This window comes from Pedobacter sp. GQ55, assembly GCF_059758925.1.
Genome location: NZ_JCAXEI010000007.1, coordinates 41,544 through 63,083, shown reverse-complemented (window position 1 = coordinate 63,083; position 21,540 = coordinate 41,544). Strand labels below are relative to the sequence as shown.

The window sequence follows — 21,540 nt, the reverse complement described above, 5'->3', positions numbered from 1 at the left end:
CTTATCCTAGTGTAATTTAACGTAGGTTTCTACAATCTCATGGTTAACATTCAGGCTGTCTATTTTTTCGATGCCACGTTGCACCAATGTATCATTGCTTATTTTTAATGTAAAACTGAATTTTAGATTTTCCCAATCTCTAAAGCTGCAGTATTGAAGATGTTCTTCGTATTTATCTCCATTTAATGTATATGTGCCGCTACCCGCATCGAAAATAGCTCCTTTACCCTTTCCTTTGTTAACATCATGCTTGAAAAAGGAAAAATGAGTATCATTAAATTCTTTAATCATCTCCTGATTTTCTACAGGGAAAGTATTTACGGTATCACCTTTGGTTATCACTTTTGCGGATACAAGTTTCCATGTTCCATTTATAGATTGCTCAGATGATTTTTTGGTTTCTGGTTGTCCAGAACAGGAGGCTAATGTAACTGAAGAAAGGATGATTAATTTTAATAGTTTCATGGTTTGATCTCGTTAGTTTTCAACGTTATTTAAATATAAATAATTATTTTTTGATCATACTCAACGCACTCTCTTTTAAGGCCAACACATCTTCCCGTTTTATAAAATGCTCATCAGATGTGAACACCAAATCAATTTGACCTTTAAAATAAGTTGTAAATAGGGTTGTTGGATTACCGAACGGAAAAATTGTTGAAGGGGATTGCAAAGATTCGATTTCAAGCGCACCATATTTTTCGCTGATGCTTACCTTTCCCATGTTTGAAAGGGTAAAATCATGTGCTCCTTTATCAGCTTTGGCATACCTGGTCATTCTTGGCAAGGAAGGTAAAAGACACTCGCTGTATAGTAATACGGTATTTACATTCATCTCATCTATTTTTTTTGCCAGGCCATTTTTAAATTCATGGGTTTGGTCCCAAAAACCATCGTTTTTTTTGTTCGATAGATTGAGCCCAACCATTGCCGGAAAAGCAAAGAGCATATTGCTTTTAACTTCAGGCAGGAATTTTCGCATGTCTACTGCGCAATAAAGTCTGGAGTGTGATTTTATGGTTTTAATTTCTTTAAACCCTCTTAAAAATGCCACACTTAGTGCATCGTGAACAGAAGCCCCTTCAGATTTGCATTTTTCAATAATTAACGAAGATTCCTCTTTGCTAAGTTTCCAATGTAAAAAAAATGGTTTTTCTCTTTTAATCTCTTTTTTAAAAGCTACAGTAAGTAAGGCAAGCTTTGCAACTTTAGAAAATAATTGAATCTTTAGTTTGTTTGACTTGCTTTCCCGAATTTGGGAAGGAATAAAATCCTGTATTGAGGAAAAGGATTTATAAGCACCTATCTCTTTTTCCGGATCGCCTAACAAAGACAATGTTTCAGCTATAAGATTCAGGATAGATCTGCCATCACATATACAATGATGGCCCACAATAATCAGGTCCGAAACACTTTCCGATTTTAACCACACTAACCTGACCAAAGTATCATTCTTAGTATTAAATGGGGAAAGGCATTCTGTGACAGATTCCCTTTCCCAATGCTTGTCTGTTTGTCGGTTAACTACACGCACAGCAATTCTTTGAACCGGATTCTGCTCAACAAAATAGGGGATACCTGCCTCATCTTCCCAAACATTGCTGCTCAGCAACGGGTGCCTAGCCTGAATTTTTAACAGTGAGGCGTGTAGGTCAGATTCTTGAAAGGCTCCTTTAATTGTAACAGAGGAAACCACATTTACAGCTGTTTTGCCACCGGCATACATAGTCCCTTCAATTAAAGATAGTTTTCTTTTCATTTCAACTAGTTGCTCAATTATTAGTAAAAGTACTAATAATGACAACTAAATAATTGATAAGTTATATTATTTTTAAATGGAATAATTCCGTTGTGAGTAGGGGTTATCCCCGGATAAGACACTGTTTTGTTAATGTCCATGTCTAGTCCATGTTTTTCTGATAAAAACATGGACTTATACTGTGACTTAAATGAAATTGCACTGGGATGTGGTACTGTTAAAGATAGAAGGGTATTTAATCGATAGGGATGGATGCAATAGAAGAACTTTATAGCAAAAGTCCTTTAAGTTGAACAATTGCATGATCCCCCTGGTTAGCTAACGCTTTCATAATCTCATCATGCATTTGTTCGTTATTTACTGCCTTACCTTTTTTTGGTGGCTCAATAGTTTTCGGACCAATATTAGTTTCTGTAACCTTGGTTGCAAACCAGGTCACATTTTCATGTGGAACAGCAACACCCAGTATCATTCCCGGCAGTCCGTTGAAGGACTCGGGACCACCTGGTATATGAATTTCTTCTGTGTAAAAAGCAACCACATAGATAGAATCGAGCATCAGTCCGTTGGCCCTCCGACACTCATAACCAGCAATTATTCGTGTTTCCTCGGTCATCTTCCATTTAATTTTCCGCAAGTTATCCTTCACAAGATAAGTACGTTCATAGAATTCCTTTTGAATGGTGCTCGTCCCATTTTTCAAGTCAGAAAATACAATATTGACCTGATTAGCCATTGGGGTATCATACCACCAATGAACATTTTTTGCGGCCACAGGTGTAAAAAGCGAACTACTGGCATTAAATGTCAGGCTACTCTTCAGTACCCTGAATTGAGGCTCAGTTTGCAAGTACTTTTCATAGTAAACTTTATTCTCGGTACTGTGTTTTGTCACTTTCTTTTTGACCAACGCAAACATATTCATGGTTCGTTCAAACTCTATTATTCCACTGGTAACAAAATGTTTATTTTGAGCATAAATACTTTTTGTAGTGAGCATGCAAATCAGTAAAATAAGTAACTGTTTCATAATTGTTGTTTTTGAAGTGATTTGCCAAACTTTGTAAAGTCCCAGATTAAGGATAGAATGAAATATCTGCGTATGGTTGTATTTCTTGACTCAGTAAAGCCATTTGCTGAACTGTAACGTTCATATCCTGTATTTTGGTTAAACAAGTCATTTCCCCTGATCATCAGTTTCAGGTTTTCCTCTTTAAGGAAATTCTTTCCGAAATGAGCATTGGCAATAAGCCGCTCAAAATCACGGTTAAATAACTGGTTTTTGGCCATATAGTTGTATTGTGCATCCGCTCCTATAAAAAAATTATAGGGAAGTTTGGTATAAAAGCTGGCACTGCTAAAAAAACCTTTCCTGTTATTATTCACAGATTGCAGTGAGGATGAACTGACCACATAATTTGATCCTATACTAAAACTATAGGAATATGTAGCCCTATTTTTACCTATGTCGATTTGTGGTTTATATTCTACCGTACTGGTCTTGTTCAACGTATTGTTTACATAATTAAAATAGGTATTCCCATTAACGTTAAGGCTAATATAAAGTATAAAATCAAGCTTTGTGGCATGTCCATATAGTTGAGCGAACATGTTCCAGTAACTGGGCCTGCCCCCGCTTAAATTTGAGTAACTCAGCATGTTTACTCCAGCTGAATCAGTAACCCTGTTACTTACAATGGCATTAGTAGTAAAGTTGTAATTTCCGTTAAAGTTGATCCCCTGATCTAGGGTTGGCTGATAGACCCTGTAATTATAAGAAAAGCGGTTGCTGAAGGAAGGTTTCAAATCCGGGTTGCCCAGACTTATGTTTAGCGGATCACTATTCTGACGTAGCGGCTGTAATTGATAGTAAGAGGGCTGATTGGTGCTTCCATTGTAGTTTAAAGAGAGTGACGCCGCCTTGCTTAGCTGATAGCTCAGATAGGCCCCTGGCTGGAGGTTGATGAACTTGCGGTTCATCACAAAATCAATAAATTGATCCTCCTGTTTATAGCTGGCATCTGCAAGACTGGCACTTGCACCTGCGGATAACTTGCCTGATGAATAATTTGCACTTAAGCTGTATAAACTTGTCAGATTCACCAACTTAAAATCGCTGCTAAATGCGGAATCAAGCTCTTCGTATCGGTTGGAACCCGACAGATTGAAAGATCTTCGGTCGCTGGTGTTGATACTTCTGGAAAAATTATATCCTGTGGTAATCGAAATAGCTTTAGTTAGCATATCAGTGTACGAAAAACCGGCTGAAAGCGTGTTTATATTTGAAACAATAGGCTTAAACTGATCGATAGTGCTTGTACTGTCTAATACCCCCAATTCATTATAATATCTCAATTCCGATCTCAGATTGCTTTTGCTATTACTCCGATCAAATGAGCCCCCAGTGTTAATGGAAATACTCCTGCCTTTCTTTTTAAATCTTTTTGTATACTTTGCGTTGGCTGTAAAGGATTCAAACGAGTTCTCACCTATTGTTGAATTTGTATTTGCATTTTGCAGAATACCATTGCCCCGCAAGGTCGAACCCGTTTGATAGCTTTTGTTATCGCCTCTGGTGCTGTACGCATTAATATAAGTATCGAGATTTGCTGTTGAGTCAATTTTAGAATCGAATCTGCCATTGAAGGACTGGTTAAAGTTGTAGCGGTGATTCACACCGTCTCTGCTGCTTGTATTAAAATTACCTGGCAAGTTGTTTTGACTTATAGTACTGGAAACGGCATCGGTAGTCAGTGCACCTGCTTTATAGTCCACGTTGATGGACTGCTTGTCTTTGTTCCATTTATTATTGTAATGGGCGCCAGCGTCACGCGCCAAAGGAATTCCATTGCCCCCATAATCACCCTGACTATAGCCGCTGCCAAATTTGTTATTATCTTCTCCACTCAACCCCACCTTTCCGGTATTGCCGATATTCCCATAAACCGAGAACTTCTGTTTAGGACTGAATTTATTAGCCATGAGTTGCGCCATATAATAATCATCTGTGCCGTAACCAGCGTCGGCTTTGCCGAAAAGGCCTTTTTTCTTATCTTCGGTAAGTACAACATTGATCGTCTTAACTTTTACACCATCTTCAATACCTGTGAGCTTTGCCTGTTCACTTTTCTGATCGTAAACCTGCACTTTGCTTACCATATCGGCTCTTATATTTTTAGTTACCAGAGATGGATCGTCACTAAAGAACTCTTCACCGTCTACAAGGACCTTACTTACAGTTTCACCCTGAAAAATGATAACACCACTTTGATTGATCCTCATTCCTGGTAATTGCTTCAGCAGGTCTTCTACCTTTGCATTTTTTTGCGTTGCGTAAGCAGCGGCATTAAATTCTGTTGTATCACCTTTTATTTTAATGGCAGCTACCCTCGCTTTAATAATAACTTCATTAAGCAGTTTCGATTTTAAGATCATCCCAATATTTCCGAAGTCGTGTACCGGATTTGCTTCATCTAACGTAAAATGTTCAACAAAATCTGCGTAATCCGGATAAGTAACCATAATTAGAAATTTACCCGGTCTTAGGTTATTAAGTTCAAAAGTTCCCTTATTGCTATAAGTGAAATTTTGCAGAATCGAATCCTGATCATTAAGCACTATAACTGTTGCTTCGTGAATTTTAACAAGTGTAGTCGTGTCGATAACCGAACCTTTTACGACAAAGGAATTTTGTGCGGCAGAGGGAGTAGTAAAGATACAACAGACTGTAAGCAATGCGAGCAGAATTTTCATGAGAGCATATTTGGTTAACCTAATATATAACTAAAAAGTAAGTTTAAAAATTCGTCCACACGCATTTGTTTGCTTTACAGGCATTTAGATATAACATAAATCAATAATCACAGAAAAGTTACGTCCGACGGATTTTTACACTAATTTATTCTGGTATTTAAAGGATAACAAGGAATTGCGAGGGCAAAAAAAAGGACAACTCCGAAATTATCGAGGTTGTCCATTATGGTGGTTCCCCGTTTGATTATTTCGAATCAATTCCTATTTGAAGTAGGTTTATGGAGGGATATTGAATTATTTTAGTTTTTTAGATTTTGCTGATATTTTTAGTATTTATAAGGCGACAGATATCTGCAAAACCAAATAAATATTTTGTTTGTAAGGGTGTATACTGTCGTGAAGAAACAGAAGTTGACAACCCAATTCCGTCCCAAATCAGCGTAATACACAAGTGCACCCAAAAGCGTCGAGCAGCCGATGATCCTGCCCGATGATCCTGCGATTATAAATACACTCAAAAGCAAAATTTGCTAATTCTTAGGCCTCTATTGAAACTACATGCAAAATGGCTACTTTTAAGTTCTCTCATTCATTCAGGTGGGGTTAATATTAATTGATTATGAAACGAATAGTAGTTTTTATTTTATTAGCGCAGAGTTTTAGCTGGATTAATATTTTTGCTCAAATGGATACACAGGCTAAAGTATCTTCAATCCAGGCCAACAACGAATTTGCTATAACAGGAAAAATGACTGGGAGAGATACCGGAAATCTTGTCTTGACCTATTTTGATGAAACTGGGAAATTTGTAAAAGATACCGCTACCTTAAAACAAGGGACTTTTAAATTTAAAGGAATTCTAAAGGAGCCTACGCGTGCGCAACTAATTGGAGATTTAAAATCGAACAGATTTAGTGATCCTAACAAGGTAACCGTATTTCTAGAACCTAGGGATATGTACTTAGAATTAACTCACGGTGACTTTTATCATGCAAGATTAACGGGATCAAATACGCAAGCAGAATTCGATCAGTTCCATAAAATGGAAGAACCGTTTCAGATTAGTAGTGATTCGGTACAAAATCAAATTACTCAGGTTTTACAGATAATTGAAAATAAAGGGAAATCAACTGATACGGATCAGAGGCTGGCTGATCTTTATGCTAGAAGGAGAAAAATTTATACAGAAAGAGATAAACTTGCTAATGATTTCTTTAGTGCGCATCCAAACTCATACGTGAGTCCGTATTTGATGTGGGAAGCTAATGACAAAGATCAGGTTACTTATGAGCTAATAAAGTCATCCTATAATAAGTTGTCTATTGGTCCCAAAAATAGCCTGTATGGCAAATTAATTGATAAGAAAATTAAAGCAAAAGACGGAGTGGTGGTTGGTAATCCCTCACCAGGCCTTGTGGCTAAAGATATGAATGGGAAAATCTTTAGTCTGGAACAATTTAAAGATAAAAATTACGTCTTGCTCGATTTTTGGCATAACGCCTGTGCTCCTTGTCGAGTGCAGTCTAAGCAATTGAAGAAACTCTACAATTTATACCATGCAAAAGGCTTGGAGATTATTAGTGTTTCCTGGGATGAGGATCAGAATATTTGGAAGAAAGCTATAAAGGAAGACGGGATTGGTGGTTGGTATAACATGATGATGAAAGACGCCAACGTTAGTCAGGGCGAAGCAAGTGTTATAACCCGATTCAATATACAGACGTATCCAACAATAATTCTAATTGATAAGAAGGGTTTAATTTTATATAGAAAAGAAGGGATTGATGAAAAGGGGTTGGATGATGTATTTGCATCTTTAAAATTATAGTTACAACACTATCTTTCGATTAACGAAAGCACAAGCCTATACCTTGTTTTGGGCATTGGACACTAAAACTTGCGCTAGCTAGGTACTTAATCATCTATATCAGCTGCTCAATATGGGGATTATTCCGTATGTGGCCACCTCTTTCGCGGAACGTGGCCTCATATTACGGCCCAAAATGATCAGTCGATTTCGCTGAAAAATGGTCACTCGGCTTATTTTAAGCGGTTTTTAGCTTCAAGAAAGCCCGCATGGACCGAATATTCATTTTGATTATCAAAATCAATTAGCGTACTTCTAATTGCGTTTCATTGCAAAATTATGAAGCACATCCATGAACACTTTCTCAGAGAACCAGATTTGACAAAAATTGGTATTACAATCTCCTTTTAGCTCACCAAAACGGTCTTAGGAGCTATCTGCTACTAGTCAAAACGCTAAAAAGAAAAAAGCTTTTCTAAAAAATGGGTAGGATTGAATTTTCTGGATTTGAATATATTTGGCCTAAAGACCCAGATCCCTCCTGAAATTAAAGGCAGAAGTTCGGGTGAACAGTTTGGCCCGGAATGGAGTGTCTACTATCTGCGTAATACACAAGTATAGAACGGGGAGCAATATTGCTAAAAGAGCGATAATTGGTGCGGTTTATCCCGTTAATTTAACGTATTCCAGCGAGGGAGTTCGAACCGCTAAGGTGAATGACTTAAATGCCTGTATTGCGTTGATAAACAAGGAATTGAGGGGTAAAAAAAATGGACAACTCCGGAATTATCGAGGTTGTCCATTATGGTGGTCCCCCACTTGATCCTTTCGAATCAATTCTTGCATGAAGTAGGTCTATGGAGGGATATTGAATTATTTTAGTTTTTCGGATTTAGCTAAGAATTTTAGTGTTTAGTGAGACCACAGGTATCCGTAAAACCAAAATGACTGATTTCACTATATGAGTAATGTCAAACCTAATTTATCAACTATAACAGTATTTAGTGAGGCCGCAACTATATTCATTCTTTTAGGGCAGATTTCTACACTTTTCGATCCAATTTTATGATTGGATAAAGAAAGATCGTATTCGAGAATATTAATATATTCGCATTGAATGATCAACCTTAATCCAGAAACACTAGTATCTGCAATAATCTGTGTAAATTTTTTCTCTATTGGTCTTTACACATTTCTGATAAGACAAAATCGCAGCAAGACTGCTAGCCTTTTTCTCTTGTCGTTTTGCATTTCTATTAGTTTAAATCAGTTATATGATTTATTGGTTTTTAATGGAGTCTACAGGGACTACCTTCGTTTTCTGGATGAATTTTCGTTGCTTATTGCCTTCTCATCGCTCTATTTTTATATTGTTTGCCTGACACATAACTCGTTTGGTTTTCAGGGGAAACATATTGTTCATTTAATACCTATTCTTATATTTCTCTTACTCTGGGTGTTTCCTTTGCCGATTATAGAGCAGTACCACAATAGTTCTTTTTTAAGAATTTTATACAAATATTATAATAACATCCAGGGGGTAATTTACGTATTCCTCATTAACGATCTCGTAAATCAGCATCAACAAATCCTGAAGGATCTTACTTCTACTGCTCGGGAAAATGACCTTAACTGGGTAAGGATAATGGTGATTTTATTATTGATTGTCATAGTCTTCTGGACATTAAGTGGTTTCGAGAAAGATCCGTTTAATCTGACAGGGTACGCCCTTTTAATTTTCAGCTATTGGCTCGGCTACCATATTATAGCGCAAAAAGGCGTTTACAGAAGTATGCCACCAGAGTTTGAGGTAACGGAACTAAAGCAGAGGGAAAAGAGGTACAAAAATTCAACCCTATCTGTTTTGGAGAAATCCGAGATGACCGATCAGATCAGACACTTCATGGAGAATGAGAAGCCATACCTTAATAACGAGCTTACACTTACTTCTTTAGCAGATAGACTACAAATAAAACCTATCCATCTTTCGCAGGTATTGAATGAAGAGTTTAATGAGAACTTTTACTCCTTCATTAACAGATACCGTGTAAATGAAAGCAAAAAAATGTTACTTGAGCCGCGGTACTCCCATTACAATATCCTTGGGATAGCTCTTGAATCCGGCTTTAATTCAAAAACAACCTTTAATAAGGCTTTTAAAGAAAACACGGGTATTTCTCCTTCCGAATTTCAACGCACCTCAACACGTGCGTCTTAGCTTAGACGGGCGATTGGCACACACATATTATTCAGTTTTGCGTCATTAATTAGTGTAAAACAAATAATAGAACAATGAAATTTCTTAAAATTCTTCTTCCCCTTATGGTGTTATTTGCGGGGTCTGTGAATGCACAAACTACTGCCGACTCCCTGACCTATTATCTTGATGAATACCTGCACAAAAAGGATCTGCCAGGTTTTGCAGTGGTCATTCTAAACAACAAAGAAATCATATATAAAAAAGGATTTGGATACGCCGACATTAAGAGCCAAAAGCCGTTTACACCGAAAACCATCCAGAATATAGGCTCGGTAAGTAAAACAGTTGTTGCGGTTGCACTAATGAAAGCGATTGAATTAAATTATTTTACACTGGAGACAGATATCAACGAGATACTGCCTTTTAAAGTGGTAAACCCTTATCGCCCGGATCAGGTAATTAGGGTTAAGGACCTCACTACCCACACTTCCGGAATTATCGATAATGAGGACATGTTTAACAGAACCTACCGTTTCTGGAAGTCGTCTGATTTAGACCCAATACTAGGTCAGTTCATGAAAGCTCATGGATATACGTCAGATCTCGCGGATACAACGATACAAACTTTCTTAAAGTCTTACTTAAATCCGACGGGGAAATTGTACAGCGCTAAAAATTTTTACAACAGCGAACCCGGAAAACGTGCAAGCTATAGCAATGTCGGGTCTGCATTGGCGGCTTATCTTATTGAGGTGAAGGCGGGTATGTCATTTGCTGCGTTTACGAAAAAGTATGTTTTTGGACCTCTAAAAATGCTTCATTCTGACTGGTTCTTGACTGGAAGGAATTTAAAGCAACATTCAGTTCCTTATTTCACCAAACAAATGGCTTTCCCATATTATACATTAACAACCTATCCAGATGGGGGGCTCAGAACTTCAGCACTGGACCTAAGTAAGTATGTTTTGGAAATGATCCGTGGCCTAAATGGTAATTCGAAAATATTGACCAAAGAATCTGTTAACACGATGTTTAAACCTGTCTTTACTGCGGCCACTGTACCTGCTAATATGAACCTTCAAACACGTAATAAAGGAGTGTTTTGGAATATTTACAACGACGGATACATCGGCCATGACGGGGATGATCCGGGAGTAACCACCAATATTTTGTTTAATGATCATGTCGGTATTGTTTTCTTGACCAATATTTACCTGAAAGACAGGACAGATATATTGAAGATCCTGAAAAAATATGGGGAAAGACTAGTAAATAAATAACTTAAAGGCTGGACATGTTGCGTGTGTGCGAGGAGTTCGAAAACGCCTGTATTGTATTGATAAACAAAGAATTGCGAGTTCAAAAAAAATGGACAACTTCGGAATTATCGAGGTTGTCCATTATGGTGGGAGATACTGGGTTCGAACCAGTGACCCCCTGCTTGTAAGGCAGGTGCTCTGAACCAGCTGAGCTAATCTCCCCTTAGTTCTACTCTCTTTTGTTTAAAAAACCAGCTGAGTAAGCTGTTGTTAATAACCTTCGAATCCTCGTTAGGTTTTGGTGGGAGATACTGGGTTCGAACCAGTGACCCCCTGCTTGTAAGGCAGGTGCTCTGAACCAGCTGAGCTAATCTCCCCTTTGGTCCTACTCTTTTGCCAAAAGGCCAGCTGAGTAAGCTGTATTAATCCCTAATTGTTAGGGAGTGCAAATATACACCTCTAATTTAAAACTCCAAAACTTTTGTAATATTTTAAGAGAGTACATCCTCTAAAACTTGATGCGAACGAATATCTCCAAAAGATGCTGTATGTAAAGTGTAGTAAATCAATATTTTATCTAAAATGAATCGTCTTGTTTTATTTTCTAATTTTATTTGATTTATTTTTTCAAAAGGTGAAGTAAACAGGGAAATAAACAGAATCGCATCTGATTTTTCTAAATAATGGGGATGTACTGGGAGCGTCGACTTAAATTCTCCTTCCTGTAAATCAAAATAACTCTGGTCGCTTTTAGTTTGCATACTGGGCGCAAATCCCAAATACCTTGATAGTTTGAGCAAAAATGCAAGGTGGAAATTTACGTTTGCTTCGCTGTTTTCATCGAGCCAGCAAATAGCGCTAAATATAAAATCAAATAGGTGCTCATCTGCCATTTGCTGTCTTATGCTCTTGTACAATACTTCATTTAAGAAGATTGCCATTGTACTTTTTATGATATCGTAAGGAATACTACTAAAAATAGGAGATGGCCTGAGCTCCGAAACACGCTGTATGCTGGTATTGGTTTTATGATAAACCACCATGTCTACAAGATGCAATGGCTGGAGCATATTCATTCTTATCTTTGCCTTAGACTTTTTAACGCCATTGATCATGTAAGATTGAATGCCAAATTTTTCGGTAAAGATTTGTACAACTACACTGCTTTCACTATAGAGTGTGGTTTTTAAAACAATCCCCCTGGTTTTATGCAGCATGGCCTAAAAAATTTTAGGAATAAAGATGATCAAGCCAATTATAGCCGCGCCAATGGCTGCAATCAATACACCCCCGGCAGCTACATCTTTAATGATCTTTGCTTTAGGGTTAAAGTTTGGCGAAACCAAATCAACAAGTACCTCTATAGCTGTATTCAGTAATTCTGTTATTAAAACAATTGCGGCTGCGGCAATTATCCAAAGCCATTCGTTTATAGATAATGTGAAATACCACCCGGCAATGGCCGTTACAAGGAGGGCTACAATATGAAATTTAAAATTAAGCTGTGTTTTAAAGGCATAACCAATACCCGAAAACGCATACCCAAATCCCTTGATAAACTTTAGCATAGTACCTTCAAAATTGAAAAATTATACATGCAAAGTTCGTCATGCTTTCTAATATATCCAATTGTTTACTCAGAACGCTTAACTTTGGATAATTTTTATACGAATGTCTGCAGAAAAAACATCCCTCCATCCAAGAAATAAACATCGCTTCAGGTACGATTTTCCCAAGTTGATTAAAAGCTATCCGGAATTGAAAAACTATGTTGCAGTTAATTCATATGGCGACGAATCTATAGATTTTTCTGATCCTGCTGCTGTTAAAAGCCTTAACAAAGCACTTCTTAAGCATTTCTATAGTATTTCATATTGGGATATTCCGGCCGGATACCTTTGCCCGCCTATACCTGGTAGGGCAGATTATGTACATTATCTGGCAGATTTGCTCGCTTCTGTTAATGATGGTGTAATGCCAACGCGAAAATCAGTTCGAGGTTTAGATATTGGATTGGGCGCTAATTGTGTTTATCCGATTATTGGTCATCAGGATTATGGTTGGAGCTTTGTGGGGACCGAAATAGATTCCGGGGCCATAAAAGCGGCCAATGCAATTATTGCATCAAATCCGGAACTGACAAATGCTATAACTTGCAGGCCACAGAGCAATAAACATCATATTTTTAAAGGGATTATCAAGCCAGAGGATCTGTTTGATTTCACCATGTGTAATCCACCTTTTCATTCTTCTGCCGAAGAGGCTCAATCTGGCACAAGACGGAAATTGCAAAATTTGGGTAAGCAAAAAGGCAAGGCGGTAACGCTGAATTTTGGAGGACAAAATACAGAGCTTTGGTATGAAGGAGGAGAAGTCGGATTTATTAGAAAAATGATAGAAGAGAGTGCTTCTTTTGCAAATCAATGTCTATGGTTCTCGACTTTAGTTTCAAAGAGCAGTAACCTTCCTTTTATTTATAAAGCGATTCAGAATTTTAACGCATTTGAAGTTAGAACAATAGAAATGGCACAAGGACAAAAGATCAGTCGGTTTGTGGCCTGGACGTTTATGGACTTTGAGAAACAAGAAAACTGGCGCAAAAGCAGATGGCTGTAACTGGGTTTAAGTGAAAATAGTGACGCTCGCCTTCTTGTTTTTATAAGCTCCAATTTGTTCTCCGGTGGTATAATCTTTAAAGAAAAGTGAATCACTTTCTTTAAAACGCTTTTTTAGCATACAATACAGATGAAGGCATTTAATCCAATTTAATGCTGTTGGTTTATCTTTAAGGATTTCGGGATAAACATATACCTCATTTCCTTCAATTCTTAGTAGATTCTTTTCCTGAAGCTCTTTTACATTTGCAATAATTTTGGCCGTTTGAGCGGCCAAATGAGCAGTCTGTTGTACTTTCTTTTTCGCATATATCATAAGCCGGATTTATTCTAACAATAAAGGATCGTCTTCGTCATCTGTAAGGCTTAGCTGTATACTATCTGTTCCGGCAATACCCTCAATAGAACCTCTGATATGCGCCGCATTTAACAGTACTTTTTCTAGTTGTTTCTCTCTGGCTTTCCATAGTTTTTCCATGGCATCGCGTTCTCTTTGGATAGATAATTTCATGCTCATGAAGCCTTCTCTAATGGCTTTCCATTGCTCAGAGAACTCATTGCTGGTTAAATAGTCATACAGCATATGCATTTTATCTCCACGGTTTTCCTGAGATTTTGAAGCACTGAACAGCTTCACAATTCCATCTCTAAGGATATAGGAAACTGCTTTAACTTCGTCAAACGAACAAATCCAAACGCCGTCTTTTTCGCCGAAACAGTCCATCCCTTTTGGATAGGTTTGGGTAACAATAACTGCAACGTCAACGCCCATACTGCGCATGTCTTTTTTTAATTTCTCAATCCATTCCATCGAGAAATCTTTAGTGCGCTTACTTTCATATATAATTTTACCACATTCCTGCCCAAATTGATTTCTGACATGATGAACGCAGTCAGCCCCTCTTACTCCTTTACCGACTTCAGATACCAGATCAAAAGGGAATGCATTTCTAAGTAATTCTTCTAAAATTAGTTCTTGTACTTCGCCTTGTAACTGCATAGATCCTTGTTCTGCTTTACGCTTCATCTCTTCTGCCAGTTTTTTCTGATCGTCGAGTTGTTTCTCCAGTTCTTTTACCCTCAGTTGATGCTCGGTCTCTTTGATGCTGTTTTTTTCGGCCTCTTGCTTTCTGATCTGTTCCGTCATATCAGCGCGCTGCTCTTGTAGTTTGCGTTGTAGCTGAAGCTCCATTTCTTCTTCTTTTTGCTTCATTTCCTGTTCCTTTTTCAGGAAATCAAGCTCTTTCGCGCGGGCGGATTTTAATTTTTCTTCGTTCTCTTTGTTGGCATTATCGAGCATTTGCAGCTTATTTTCGAAATCTGTTGCTATACTTTTTCGCAAGCTTTCTTCCAGCACCGTTTGCAGTTGCTTCTTTTCTTCGCTTAATTTTTGCTCATAAGCTGCTGCTTGTTTTTTTTGTTGCTGCTCAAAAGCAAGTTCCTGCTGTTTTTGCAACGCTTGAAATTCATTTTGCTTTTTAGCAAATTCATCTTCCTTTTGTTTGGTAAAGGTAACCATCTTCTCTCGGAGGTCTTTTTTATACTCCTCAGCCATCACCTCTTCAATGGGAAAAGTATGCGCACAATTAGGACATTTTATTTCGGTTGACATATAATGGGTGTTATGGAAGTTGGTTAATAAATAAACTTTCTGCAAATTTCATAGATACGCTTCTGGGCTCTTCATTTTCAATCTGAATATTCAATGACCCATCAAAAGCAATAACTTCAAGTACTTTTATCTTGGTGCCAATGGTTATCTTCAATTTCTCTAAATATTGAAGAAATAGAGTAGAGGTATCTTTAACGGCTGCCACCTTGCAGTTTTGGCCAGCATTTAATTCTGATAATAACGTTTTTGCAATGGCGGGCATATCTCCATTTGCTTTTGGAATTGGGTCGCCATGTGGATCAAATTCCGGGAAGTTAAGAAACTCTTCCAGCTTATCTACCAATTTAGCTGATTGTATATGTTCTAGTTGCTCAGCAACTTCATGAACCTCATCCCAGCTAAAATCCAGTTTCTCATATAAAAATGTTTCCCAGAGTCTGTGCTTTCTTAAAATGGCGATGCCGTTTTTTCTGCCGATATCTGTAAGTAATATTTTGCCATACTTTTTGTAAGTAACCAGATTTTTCTCTTTCAGCTTTTTTAACATATCTGTGGCAGTAGCAGGTTTAACGCCTAAATAAGCTGCCATTTCATTGGTGCCTGCCTCAGGCCTTTCTTCGTTCTGAAAGCTCAGTTTTAATAATGCTTTTAAATAGTTTTCTTCTGTATAAGATAGCATAGTACAAACTTATCGCTTTATAAAGGAAATAAAAATAATAAATATCAAATTATATTTGTTAGACTAATCTAACTTTATTAGTTTTGTTGAAGTTATCTGACTATTAGATTAATATAAAAATATGTTTAGCAAAACTTTACTTTCAATTTTTTCTATGTTGTTTGTTATTAATGCCATGGGGCAAACCGGAAGCATTAGTGGTAAAATTATTTCTGAAGAGCTACCCTTAGCTCTCGTAAATATCGGAATAGAGGGAACTCAACTAATCACTCAAACTGATAGTATGGGGAATTATACGCTTAGTAAAGTTAAATCGGGTACTTATAGGGTTCAGGCATCGGCAATAGGGTTTAGAAAAATGGTTAAAACCATTACATTAAAGAATGAGGAGTCATCAGTTTTAAATTTTGATCTCAGCAACCTTCAAAATGATTTAGATGAGGTTGTAGTTACAGGGACTTTAAAGGAAGTAAAGAGATTGGAGAGTCCGGTTCCGGTAGAAGTCTATACGCCGGGGTACTTTAAAAAGAATCCAACTCCAAGTATTTTTGAGGCGCTCCAGAACGTAAATGGAGTGAGGCCACAGCTAAATTGCAATATCTGTAATACCGGTGATATTCATATTAATGGTCTTGAAGGGCCTTATACCATGATCTTAATTGATGGAATGCCAATAGTAAGCAGTCTTTCGACTGTTTATGGACTTTCAGGAATTCCGAATTCACTGGTAGAGCAGATTGAAATTGTTAAAGGACCTGCATCGTCTTTGTATGGTAGTGAGGCAGTTGGAGGCCTGATCAACATCATTACTAAAAAGCCTGAAAATGCACCGCTGCTCTCTGCAGATTTTTTTGCCACCGATTATCAGGAATACAATGCTGATCTTGGATTTAAATTTAACCTCGGTAAAAAGGCCATCGCATTAACAGGGGTGAATTATTTTAAATATGGCAATCCGGTAGATCACAATCATGATAACTTCACAGATGTGACGCTTCAGGATCGTATCTCAGTATTTCAGAAATGGAGTTTTGAAAGAAAAAACAAACGGATATTTACGCTTGGTGCCAGATATATGTATGAAGACAGATGGGGAGGAGAAATGCAATGGAATAAGTCATTTAGGGGAGGAGATCAGGTCTATGGTGAAAGCATTTATACCAAACGCTGGGAGTTAATTGGGAATTATCAGTTGCCGGTAAAAGAGAAGATATTTCTGGCTTTTTCATACAATGAACATAATCAGGATAGCAGATATGGAACTACATCTTATATTGCCGAACAGAAAATAGGGTTTACCCAACTCACCTGGGATAAGAAGATTCACAATCATGATCTTTTGCTTGGGACAGCTTTGAGATATACTTTTTATGATGATAATACTGCGGCAACTACTGGTCTTAACCAGGCAATTGCAAAAAATACCTGGCTCCCGGGAATCTTTATTCAGGATGAAATAACAATAAGCGCGAAGCATAAATTTCTTGCGGGATTTAGATATGACTATAATTCTGTTCATGGAAATATTTTTACGCCCAGAGTTGCTTATAAATGGAGCATTGATGATAATAATATTCTTAGATTAAATGCAGGGACCGGCTTTAGAGTGGTAAACATCTTTACTGAAGATCATGCTGCCCTAACAGGCGCCAGAACAGTAGAGATCGCAAACGAGCTTAAACCCGAAAAAACATATAATGTAAATCTTAATTATTTAAAGAAAATATATACAGATAACGGGACTTTTTTAGGTCTTGAAGGTTCAGCATTTTATACCTATTTTAACAATAGGATCATAGGCGATTTTGATGCAGATCCTAATAAGATCATTTATGATAATTTAGATGGTTATGCAGTAAGTAAAGGATTAAGTGCTAATGTTGATGTGGCTTTTAACAACGGACTGAAGGTTATAGTTGGAGCAACTTATCAGGATGTTGCCAGTTTTGAACACGGAATTAAGAAGCAACAAATTCTTACAGAAAAATTTTCAGGAAACTGGGCCGTTTCTTATAAAATCAAACCGCTTAATCTTGCTATTGATTATACAGGAAATATTTACAGCCCTATGCGTTTACCATTACTAAGTGATCTTGATCCGCGCAAAGAATACTCACCTGTATGGAGCATACAAAATATTCAATTCACGTTTAGTGGATTCAATAGATTTGAACTATATGGTGGAATAAAAAATCTATTAAACTGGACTCCAAACAGAGGAAATCCTTTCATAATTGCAAGAGCTAATGATCCGTTTGATAAACACTTGGATGTAGATAACCCATATGGGCTTACTTTTGATCCAAGTTATGTTTACGGTCCGAATCAAGGAATACGGGGATTTTTTGGCATTAGATATACAATTAAATAAATCCAATACCTTAACTTTATGGCATGATCTATCAATCTACCTATCAGGCAGCACGGATTATTGCCCCTAAAGTTGAGGCTATTTTTGCCGCGCATCTTGCTGCTGCCAGAGATAGCGGAGAGGACGATCTCGCACCTTTACCTACAGCAGATATAGTTGAAGCTATAATTGATGCCACCTTTTGGGCAAGTTTACGTAAAGAAGAAGGACATTCTCCAAAAATATCATTGGCATTTTTACCTCCGCAGCAAGCAGGCAATCCATTATTATTTAAAAATAGATTGCCTTTAAACCCTGGTACCTTAACTAAGCTGGCCCCAGGCATAGAGCGTGCGGGGATACATCTTGGCGTTTGGGAAGAGGAGGGAGCACTTTACATTTGGGGAACTACCGTTAGTATTCCTAATTTTTGTTTTGTACTTGATGTTTCTGAACCTGCATTGCTTGTAATTAAGCACAGAAGGATTTATGGGTTTGGAAAATTTACAAACATTGCAGTTCTTAAAGGTGACCAGGTCAAAATGGTTGACGGGCAAAGTACAAGTGTGCCGGATTGTCCGCCAATGCTTTTATCGTTGCTGGATCTTACTGCCCCCTCTTATTGGAATGATTCTGTTAATGTGCTAATCCAGCTTGCTGTTTCTATGAGGGCACATGGAAGAGGGGGAACTTTGCTGGTAGTACCAGGTGAAACCAGTAATTGGTTGCAATCAATTATTAAACCTATTCAATATTATGTGCAGCCATCGTTTACAGGTCTATCAAAGTTGTTGCAACAAGATCGTAAAGAGGCCAGTCAGATTTTCTGGCAAACTGCATTAAAAAGAGAAGTAGAACATCTGGCAGGTTTAACTGCTGTGGATGGAGCAACGGTTATCAGTAATCAATATGAACTGCTGGCCTTTGGAGCCAAAATAGGACGGGCAAAAGGGAAGGATAATGTTGATGAGATTTCTTTTTCAGAACCGATAACCGGTGGTGATGCTGTAGTAATCCATCCTTCTAAGGTAGGGGGAACCAGGCATCTTTCAGCTGCTCAATTTGTTCATGATCAAAGAGATGCTACAGCATTAGTAGCTTCTCAGGATGGTCATTTTACCATTTATACGTGGTCCGAATATCAGGAAAGGGTACAGGCGCACAGAATAGATACGCTGCTGTTGTAAATTAAGAAAAAATAATAGCTCCAATAATAGCACTGGCAAAAAGAACAATCATTACAATTCGATCGGCAGCTATCCATTGTTTTCTGGTCAATTCTTTAGGTGGCGCCTCCTCTTTTCGCCTGGCGAATATATTAAGTAAGGAAAAAGTTTTTGTTAACATAATTGGTTTTCAAGTAGATGCATTCATTATTGCAAACTGTGAGCCAAATTAGTGTTCAGGGGTTAAAATGTTAATAACTTTGATTTTTCGTTGACATCTCTACTCATATTTCTTGCTTTTCGGGTATAGCCTTATCTTTCATTTAAAATTATTTACCTGTAAATCAGTTAGATATATCTTTGTTTTGTTTTTATATAGTACTATGTATTGCATATTACTATATAAAACATATAACTTTGTATTATGATAGCAGAAAATACGCAAACGCAAATGCGAAAGGGCATACTGGAATACTGTGTGCTTCTTATCATATCCAGAGGCGAAATTTACGCCTCGGATATTATAGCTGAGTTGAAATCAGCAAGATTGCTTGTTGTTGAGGGGACATTATACCCTTTGCTGACCCGCTTAAAAAATAATGGCTTGTTAAGCTATAATTGGGTAGAATCTACCTCTGGCCCGCCCAGAAAATATTATTTGCTTACAGAAAAAGGTAAATCTATACTTAGCCAACTCGATGCTACGTGGCAGGAACTGTCGTACGCAATAAATACTTCAAAGAAAGTTGCAGATAATGATACCAACGACCAAATAAATATTAATAAGTAATGAAGAAGACACTCAACATAAATATTGGTAACTCTATCATTCATATAGAAGAGGATGCCTATGAAATGCTTACGGTTTACTTAAATGAAGTAAAACAACATTTTGCAAAGAATGCCGATGATTTTGAAATTGTAACTGATATAGAAAATAGAATTGCAGAGATGTTTGCAGAAATATTGACCAATCAGCAAAGGCAGGTGATTAATATTCAGGACGTTCAGGTAGTTACTGCCCAGATGGGTTCAGTGAAAGATTTTGAGTCGTCGGAAGAAGAAGACGAGGAAACTCAAGAGTACGTTGCCCCTCCTCATTTTAGTGTGAAAAAACTTTACCGAGATACGGATCAGGCAATGATTGCTGGTGTATGTTCTGGCTTAAGCCACTATCTGGATGTAGAATCACGCTTAGTTAGACTTATAGCTATTGCCACAATTTTTCTGGGCGGATCTGGAATATTAGCGTACGTTGTATTGTGGATTATGATACCGAGAGCTGTTACTAAAGCTGAGAAAATGACAATGAGAGGCGAGGAAGCAAACTTAAAAGGTTTTGCTAATAGTTATCTGCAGCCCTTGGTACATCAGTCCAGAGGCTTTATAGCTGAGTTCCTTGATGTTTTGGGTAATTTTATTAATGGAACCGGTAAGGTTATATTCAAAATTATCGCTGCTGGTATTATTGCCTTTGGATCATTGATTATTTTATTCCTTATTGTAGCCCTGGCAGCTTTACTAGGTATGTGGGATTCAAATGTTTATCAGATGTTCCCGCTCAACATCATAAATCATGAGTATATAACTGCTTCGGCTATTGCAGCTTTTTTAGTTTTTATGATTCCGGTTCTTGCCCTTGTTCTGTTTTCTATTAGAGTAGCTTTTAACAGCAGACCAGTTAATAAATCACTTTCATTTGGACTGTTAATTATCTGGCTTGCAGGTGTGGCAGTGACTTCATTTTATGTGGTTAAAATTGGATCTGAGTTTAAAGAAGGTGCTGAATTTACACAAGTGAGTGAAGTAAAACCATATCAGACATATACATTAAATATTGATAGAACAAGATTCTTTACAAAAGAAGACAGTTTACGTTACAGCATAGATCCTGGAAATTATAATGGGCGCAGAATTTTAACTGATCTTGACCATAACTTTGATGCGCCAAGAAACATCAGGTTAAATATTGAGAAAAGTGAAAATGGAAAGCCCTCATTAAGCCAATATTATAAAGCTAGGGGTAAGACCTTTGAAATGGCATTAAAAAATGCGCAGAATATCCATTACGATTTTCTGCAGCATGATTCTTTACTAACCTTTAGCCCAATGTTGCAATTTGTTAAAGCAGGGAATTGGCGTGGACAGGAGGTTGAGCTTACATTAAAAGTTCCTGTTGGAACCAGGTTAAACATAAGCAAAGACTTTAGTCGTTATCTGGACGGTTATGGCTATTGGGATTGCAATCATGATTCAAACAGTGAATTCACCGTTTGGAAAATGACCGATGCCGGTATTAAATGCGAACACGAAGAGACAGAAAATAACGGGGAATAATCC

Annotated in this window: 17 protein-coding genes and 2 tRNA genes; 8 read left to right on the top strand and 11 right to left on the bottom strand. The window is 37.5% G+C overall.

The features are described from left to right. Nucleotides 1-6: 6 nt before the first annotated feature. The 4 genes from AC6CH7_RS18170 to AC6CH7_RS18155 all read right to left on the bottom strand — a co-directional run bounded on the left by AC6CH7_RS18170 (nucleotide 7) and on the right by AC6CH7_RS18155 (nucleotide 5,512). Nucleotides 7-465 (bottom strand): lipocalin-like domain-containing protein, encoded by a 459-nt coding sequence (locus AC6CH7_RS18170; RefSeq protein WP_498264090.1) that lies wholly within the window; start codon nucleotides 463-465, stop codon nucleotides 7-9. A 43-nt stretch (nucleotides 466-508) separates the two neighbouring features. Further along, nucleotides 509-1,759, bottom strand: coding sequence for a condensation domain-containing protein (locus AC6CH7_RS18165; RefSeq protein WP_498264089.1), 1,251 nt, complete (start codon nucleotides 1,757-1,759; stop codon nucleotides 509-511). A 268-nt stretch (nucleotides 1,760-2,027) separates the two neighbouring features. Continuing rightward, nucleotides 2,028-2,789 (bottom strand): GLPGLI family protein, encoded by a 762-nt coding sequence (locus tag AC6CH7_RS18160; RefSeq protein ID WP_498264088.1) that lies wholly within the window; start codon nucleotides 2,787-2,789, stop codon nucleotides 2,028-2,030. After that, a complete protein-coding gene (locus AC6CH7_RS18155) occupies nucleotides 2,786-5,512 on the bottom strand; it encodes a TonB-dependent receptor (protein WP_498264087.1) in 2,727 nt (908 codons plus the stop codon). The genes AC6CH7_RS18160 and AC6CH7_RS18155 overlap by 4 nt, the downstream gene beginning before the upstream one ends. A gap of 619 nt (nucleotides 5,513-6,131) precedes the next feature. On the opposite strand from AC6CH7_RS18155, the gene AC6CH7_RS18150 reads away from it, so the two are divergent. From AC6CH7_RS18150 to AC6CH7_RS18140, 3 genes are all read left to right on the top strand, one after another. Beyond that, on the top strand, nucleotides 6,132-7,340 hold the full coding sequence (locus AC6CH7_RS18150) for a thioredoxin-like domain-containing protein (protein WP_498264086.1): 1,209 nt from the start codon (nucleotides 6,132-6,134) through the stop codon (nucleotides 7,338-7,340). Nucleotides 7,341-8,436: 1,096 nt separating this feature from the next. Beyond that, nucleotides 8,437-9,537 carry an AraC family transcriptional regulator gene (locus tag AC6CH7_RS18145; protein WP_498264085.1) on the top strand — a complete coding sequence of 367 codons (1,101 nt, stop codon included), beginning with the start codon at nucleotides 8,437-8,439 and terminating at the stop codon, nucleotides 9,535-9,537. A 74-nt stretch (nucleotides 9,538-9,611) separates the two neighbouring features. Beyond that, the gene (locus AC6CH7_RS18140) at nucleotides 9,612-10,799 is read left to right on the top strand and encodes a serine hydrolase domain-containing protein (RefSeq protein WP_498264084.1); all 1,188 of its coding nucleotides are present in this window, start codon (nucleotides 9,612-9,614) and stop codon (nucleotides 10,797-10,799) included. Between the two features lie 123 nt (nucleotides 10,800-10,922). On the opposite strand, the gene AC6CH7_RS18135 is transcribed toward AC6CH7_RS18140, so the two are convergent. The 4 genes from AC6CH7_RS18135 to AC6CH7_RS18120 form a co-directional block, all read right to left on the bottom strand. After that, a tRNA-Val gene (locus AC6CH7_RS18135) sits at nucleotides 10,923-11,000 on the bottom strand. A 77-nt stretch (nucleotides 11,001-11,077) separates the two neighbouring features. After that, nucleotides 11,078-11,155: transfer RNA gene (locus AC6CH7_RS18130), tRNA-Val, on the bottom strand. Between the two features lie 114 nt (nucleotides 11,156-11,269). Next, nucleotides 11,270-11,995, bottom strand: coding sequence for a DNA repair protein RecO (recO, locus tag AC6CH7_RS18125; RefSeq protein WP_498264083.1), 726 nt, complete (start codon nucleotides 11,993-11,995; stop codon nucleotides 11,270-11,272). A gap of 3 nt (nucleotides 11,996-11,998) precedes the next feature. Beyond that, entirely contained in the window at nucleotides 11,999-12,346 is a 348-nt protein-coding gene (locus tag AC6CH7_RS18120) for a diacylglycerol kinase family protein (protein ID WP_498264082.1), read from the bottom strand. Between the two features lie 103 nt (nucleotides 12,347-12,449). Between AC6CH7_RS18120 and rlmF the strand changes: the two genes are divergently transcribed. Next, entirely contained in the window at nucleotides 12,450-13,394 is a 945-nt protein-coding gene (gene rlmF, locus AC6CH7_RS18115; RefSeq protein ID WP_498264081.1) for a 23S rRNA (adenine(1618)-N(6))-methyltransferase RlmF, read from the top strand. A 6-nt stretch (nucleotides 13,395-13,400) separates the two neighbouring features. Here the strand turns inward: rlmF and AC6CH7_RS18110 are convergent, their stop codons facing one another. From AC6CH7_RS18110 to AC6CH7_RS18100, 3 genes are read right to left on the bottom strand one after another with little or no spacing between them, the layout of a single operon-like run. Then, entirely contained in the window at nucleotides 13,401-13,709 is a 309-nt protein-coding gene (locus AC6CH7_RS18110; RefSeq protein WP_172661602.1) for a hypothetical protein, read from the bottom strand. Between the two features lie 9 nt (nucleotides 13,710-13,718). After that, nucleotides 13,719-15,005, bottom strand: coding sequence for a DUF2130 domain-containing protein (locus AC6CH7_RS18105; protein ID WP_498264080.1), 1,287 nt, complete (start codon nucleotides 15,003-15,005; stop codon nucleotides 13,719-13,721). A 10-nt stretch (nucleotides 15,006-15,015) separates the two neighbouring features. After that, nucleotides 15,016-15,684 carry a metal-dependent transcriptional regulator gene (locus tag AC6CH7_RS18100; protein ID WP_294875012.1) on the bottom strand — a complete coding sequence of 223 codons (669 nt, stop codon included), beginning with the start codon at nucleotides 15,682-15,684 and terminating at the stop codon, nucleotides 15,016-15,018. A gap of 121 nt (nucleotides 15,685-15,805) precedes the next feature. Between AC6CH7_RS18100 and AC6CH7_RS18095 the strand changes: the two genes are divergently transcribed. The 4 genes from AC6CH7_RS18095 (at nucleotide 15,806) to AC6CH7_RS18080 (ending at nucleotide 21,537) form a co-directional block, all read left to right on the top strand. Beyond that, nucleotides 15,806-18,055: a TonB-dependent receptor gene (locus AC6CH7_RS18095; RefSeq protein WP_498264079.1), complete on the top strand. Its 2,250-nt coding sequence runs from the start codon at nucleotides 15,806-15,808 to the stop codon at nucleotides 18,053-18,055. 23 nt (nucleotides 18,056-18,078) lie between these two features. Then, on the top strand, nucleotides 18,079-19,221 hold the full coding sequence (locus AC6CH7_RS18090; protein ID WP_498264078.1) for a putative sensor domain DACNV-containing protein: 1,143 nt from the start codon (nucleotides 18,079-18,081) through the stop codon (nucleotides 19,219-19,221). A 403-nt stretch (nucleotides 19,222-19,624) separates the two neighbouring features. After that, nucleotides 19,625-19,990, top strand: a complete 366-nt coding sequence (locus AC6CH7_RS18085) for a PadR family transcriptional regulator (RefSeq protein WP_048907523.1) — start codon at nucleotides 19,625-19,627, stop codon at nucleotides 19,988-19,990. Further along, nucleotides 19,990-21,537 carry a PspC domain-containing protein gene (locus tag AC6CH7_RS18080; RefSeq protein ID WP_498264077.1) on the top strand — a complete coding sequence of 516 codons (1,548 nt, stop codon included), beginning with the start codon at nucleotides 19,990-19,992 and terminating at the stop codon, nucleotides 21,535-21,537. The genes AC6CH7_RS18085 and AC6CH7_RS18080 overlap by 1 nt, the downstream gene beginning before the upstream one ends. The last annotated feature ends 3 nt before the right edge of the window (nucleotides 21,538-21,540 follow it).

Coding starts and splice junctions, on each gene's coding strand:
- AC6CH7_RS18155 (WP_498264087.1), bottom strand. CDS start 5,512: ATGAAAATTCTGCTCGCATTGCTTACAGTCTGTTGTATCTTTACTACT.
- AC6CH7_RS18110 (WP_172661602.1), bottom strand. CDS start 13,709: ATGATATATGCGAAAAAGAAAGTACAACAGACTGCTCATTTGGCCGCT.
- AC6CH7_RS18090 (WP_498264078.1), top strand. CDS start 18,079: ATGATCTATCAATCTACCTATCAGGCAGCACGGATTATTGCCCCTAAA.
- AC6CH7_RS18145 (WP_498264085.1), top strand. CDS start 8,437: ATGATCAACCTTAATCCAGAAACACTAGTATCTGCAATAATCTGTGTA.
- AC6CH7_RS18160 (WP_498264088.1), bottom strand. CDS start 2,789: ATGAAACAGTTACTTATTTTACTGATTTGCATGCTCACTACAAAAAGT.
- recO (WP_498264083.1), bottom strand. CDS start 11,995: ATGCTGCATAAAACCAGGGGGATTGTTTTAAAAACCACACTCTATAGT.
- AC6CH7_RS18150 (WP_498264086.1), top strand. CDS start 6,132: ATGAAACGAATAGTAGTTTTTATTTTATTAGCGCAGAGTTTTAGCTGG.
- AC6CH7_RS18100 (WP_294875012.1), bottom strand. CDS start 15,684: ATGCTATCTTATACAGAAGAAAACTATTTAAAAGCATTATTAAAACTG.
- AC6CH7_RS18140 (WP_498264084.1), top strand. CDS start 9,612: ATGAAATTTCTTAAAATTCTTCTTCCCCTTATGGTGTTATTTGCGGGG.
- AC6CH7_RS18085 (WP_048907523.1), top strand. CDS start 19,625: ATGATAGCAGAAAATACGCAAACGCAAATGCGAAAGGGCATACTGGAA.
- AC6CH7_RS18120 (WP_498264082.1), bottom strand. CDS start 12,346: ATGCTAAAGTTTATCAAGGGATTTGGGTATGCGTTTTCGGGTATTGGT.
- AC6CH7_RS18105 (WP_498264080.1), bottom strand. CDS start 15,005: ATGTCAACCGAAATAAAATGTCCTAATTGTGCGCATACTTTTCCCATT.
- AC6CH7_RS18170 (WP_498264090.1), bottom strand. CDS start 465: ATGAAACTATTAAAATTAATCATCCTTTCTTCAGTTACATTAGCCTCC.
- AC6CH7_RS18165 (WP_498264089.1), bottom strand. CDS start 1,759: ATGAAAAGAAAACTATCTTTAATTGAAGGGACTATGTATGCCGGTGGC.
- AC6CH7_RS18080 (WP_498264077.1), top strand. CDS start 19,990: ATGAAGAAGACACTCAACATAAATATTGGTAACTCTATCATTCATATA.
- AC6CH7_RS18095 (WP_498264079.1), top strand. CDS start 15,806: ATGTTTAGCAAAACTTTACTTTCAATTTTTTCTATGTTGTTTGTTATT.
- rlmF (WP_498264081.1), top strand. CDS start 12,450: ATGTCTGCAGAAAAAACATCCCTCCATCCAAGAAATAAACATCGCTTC.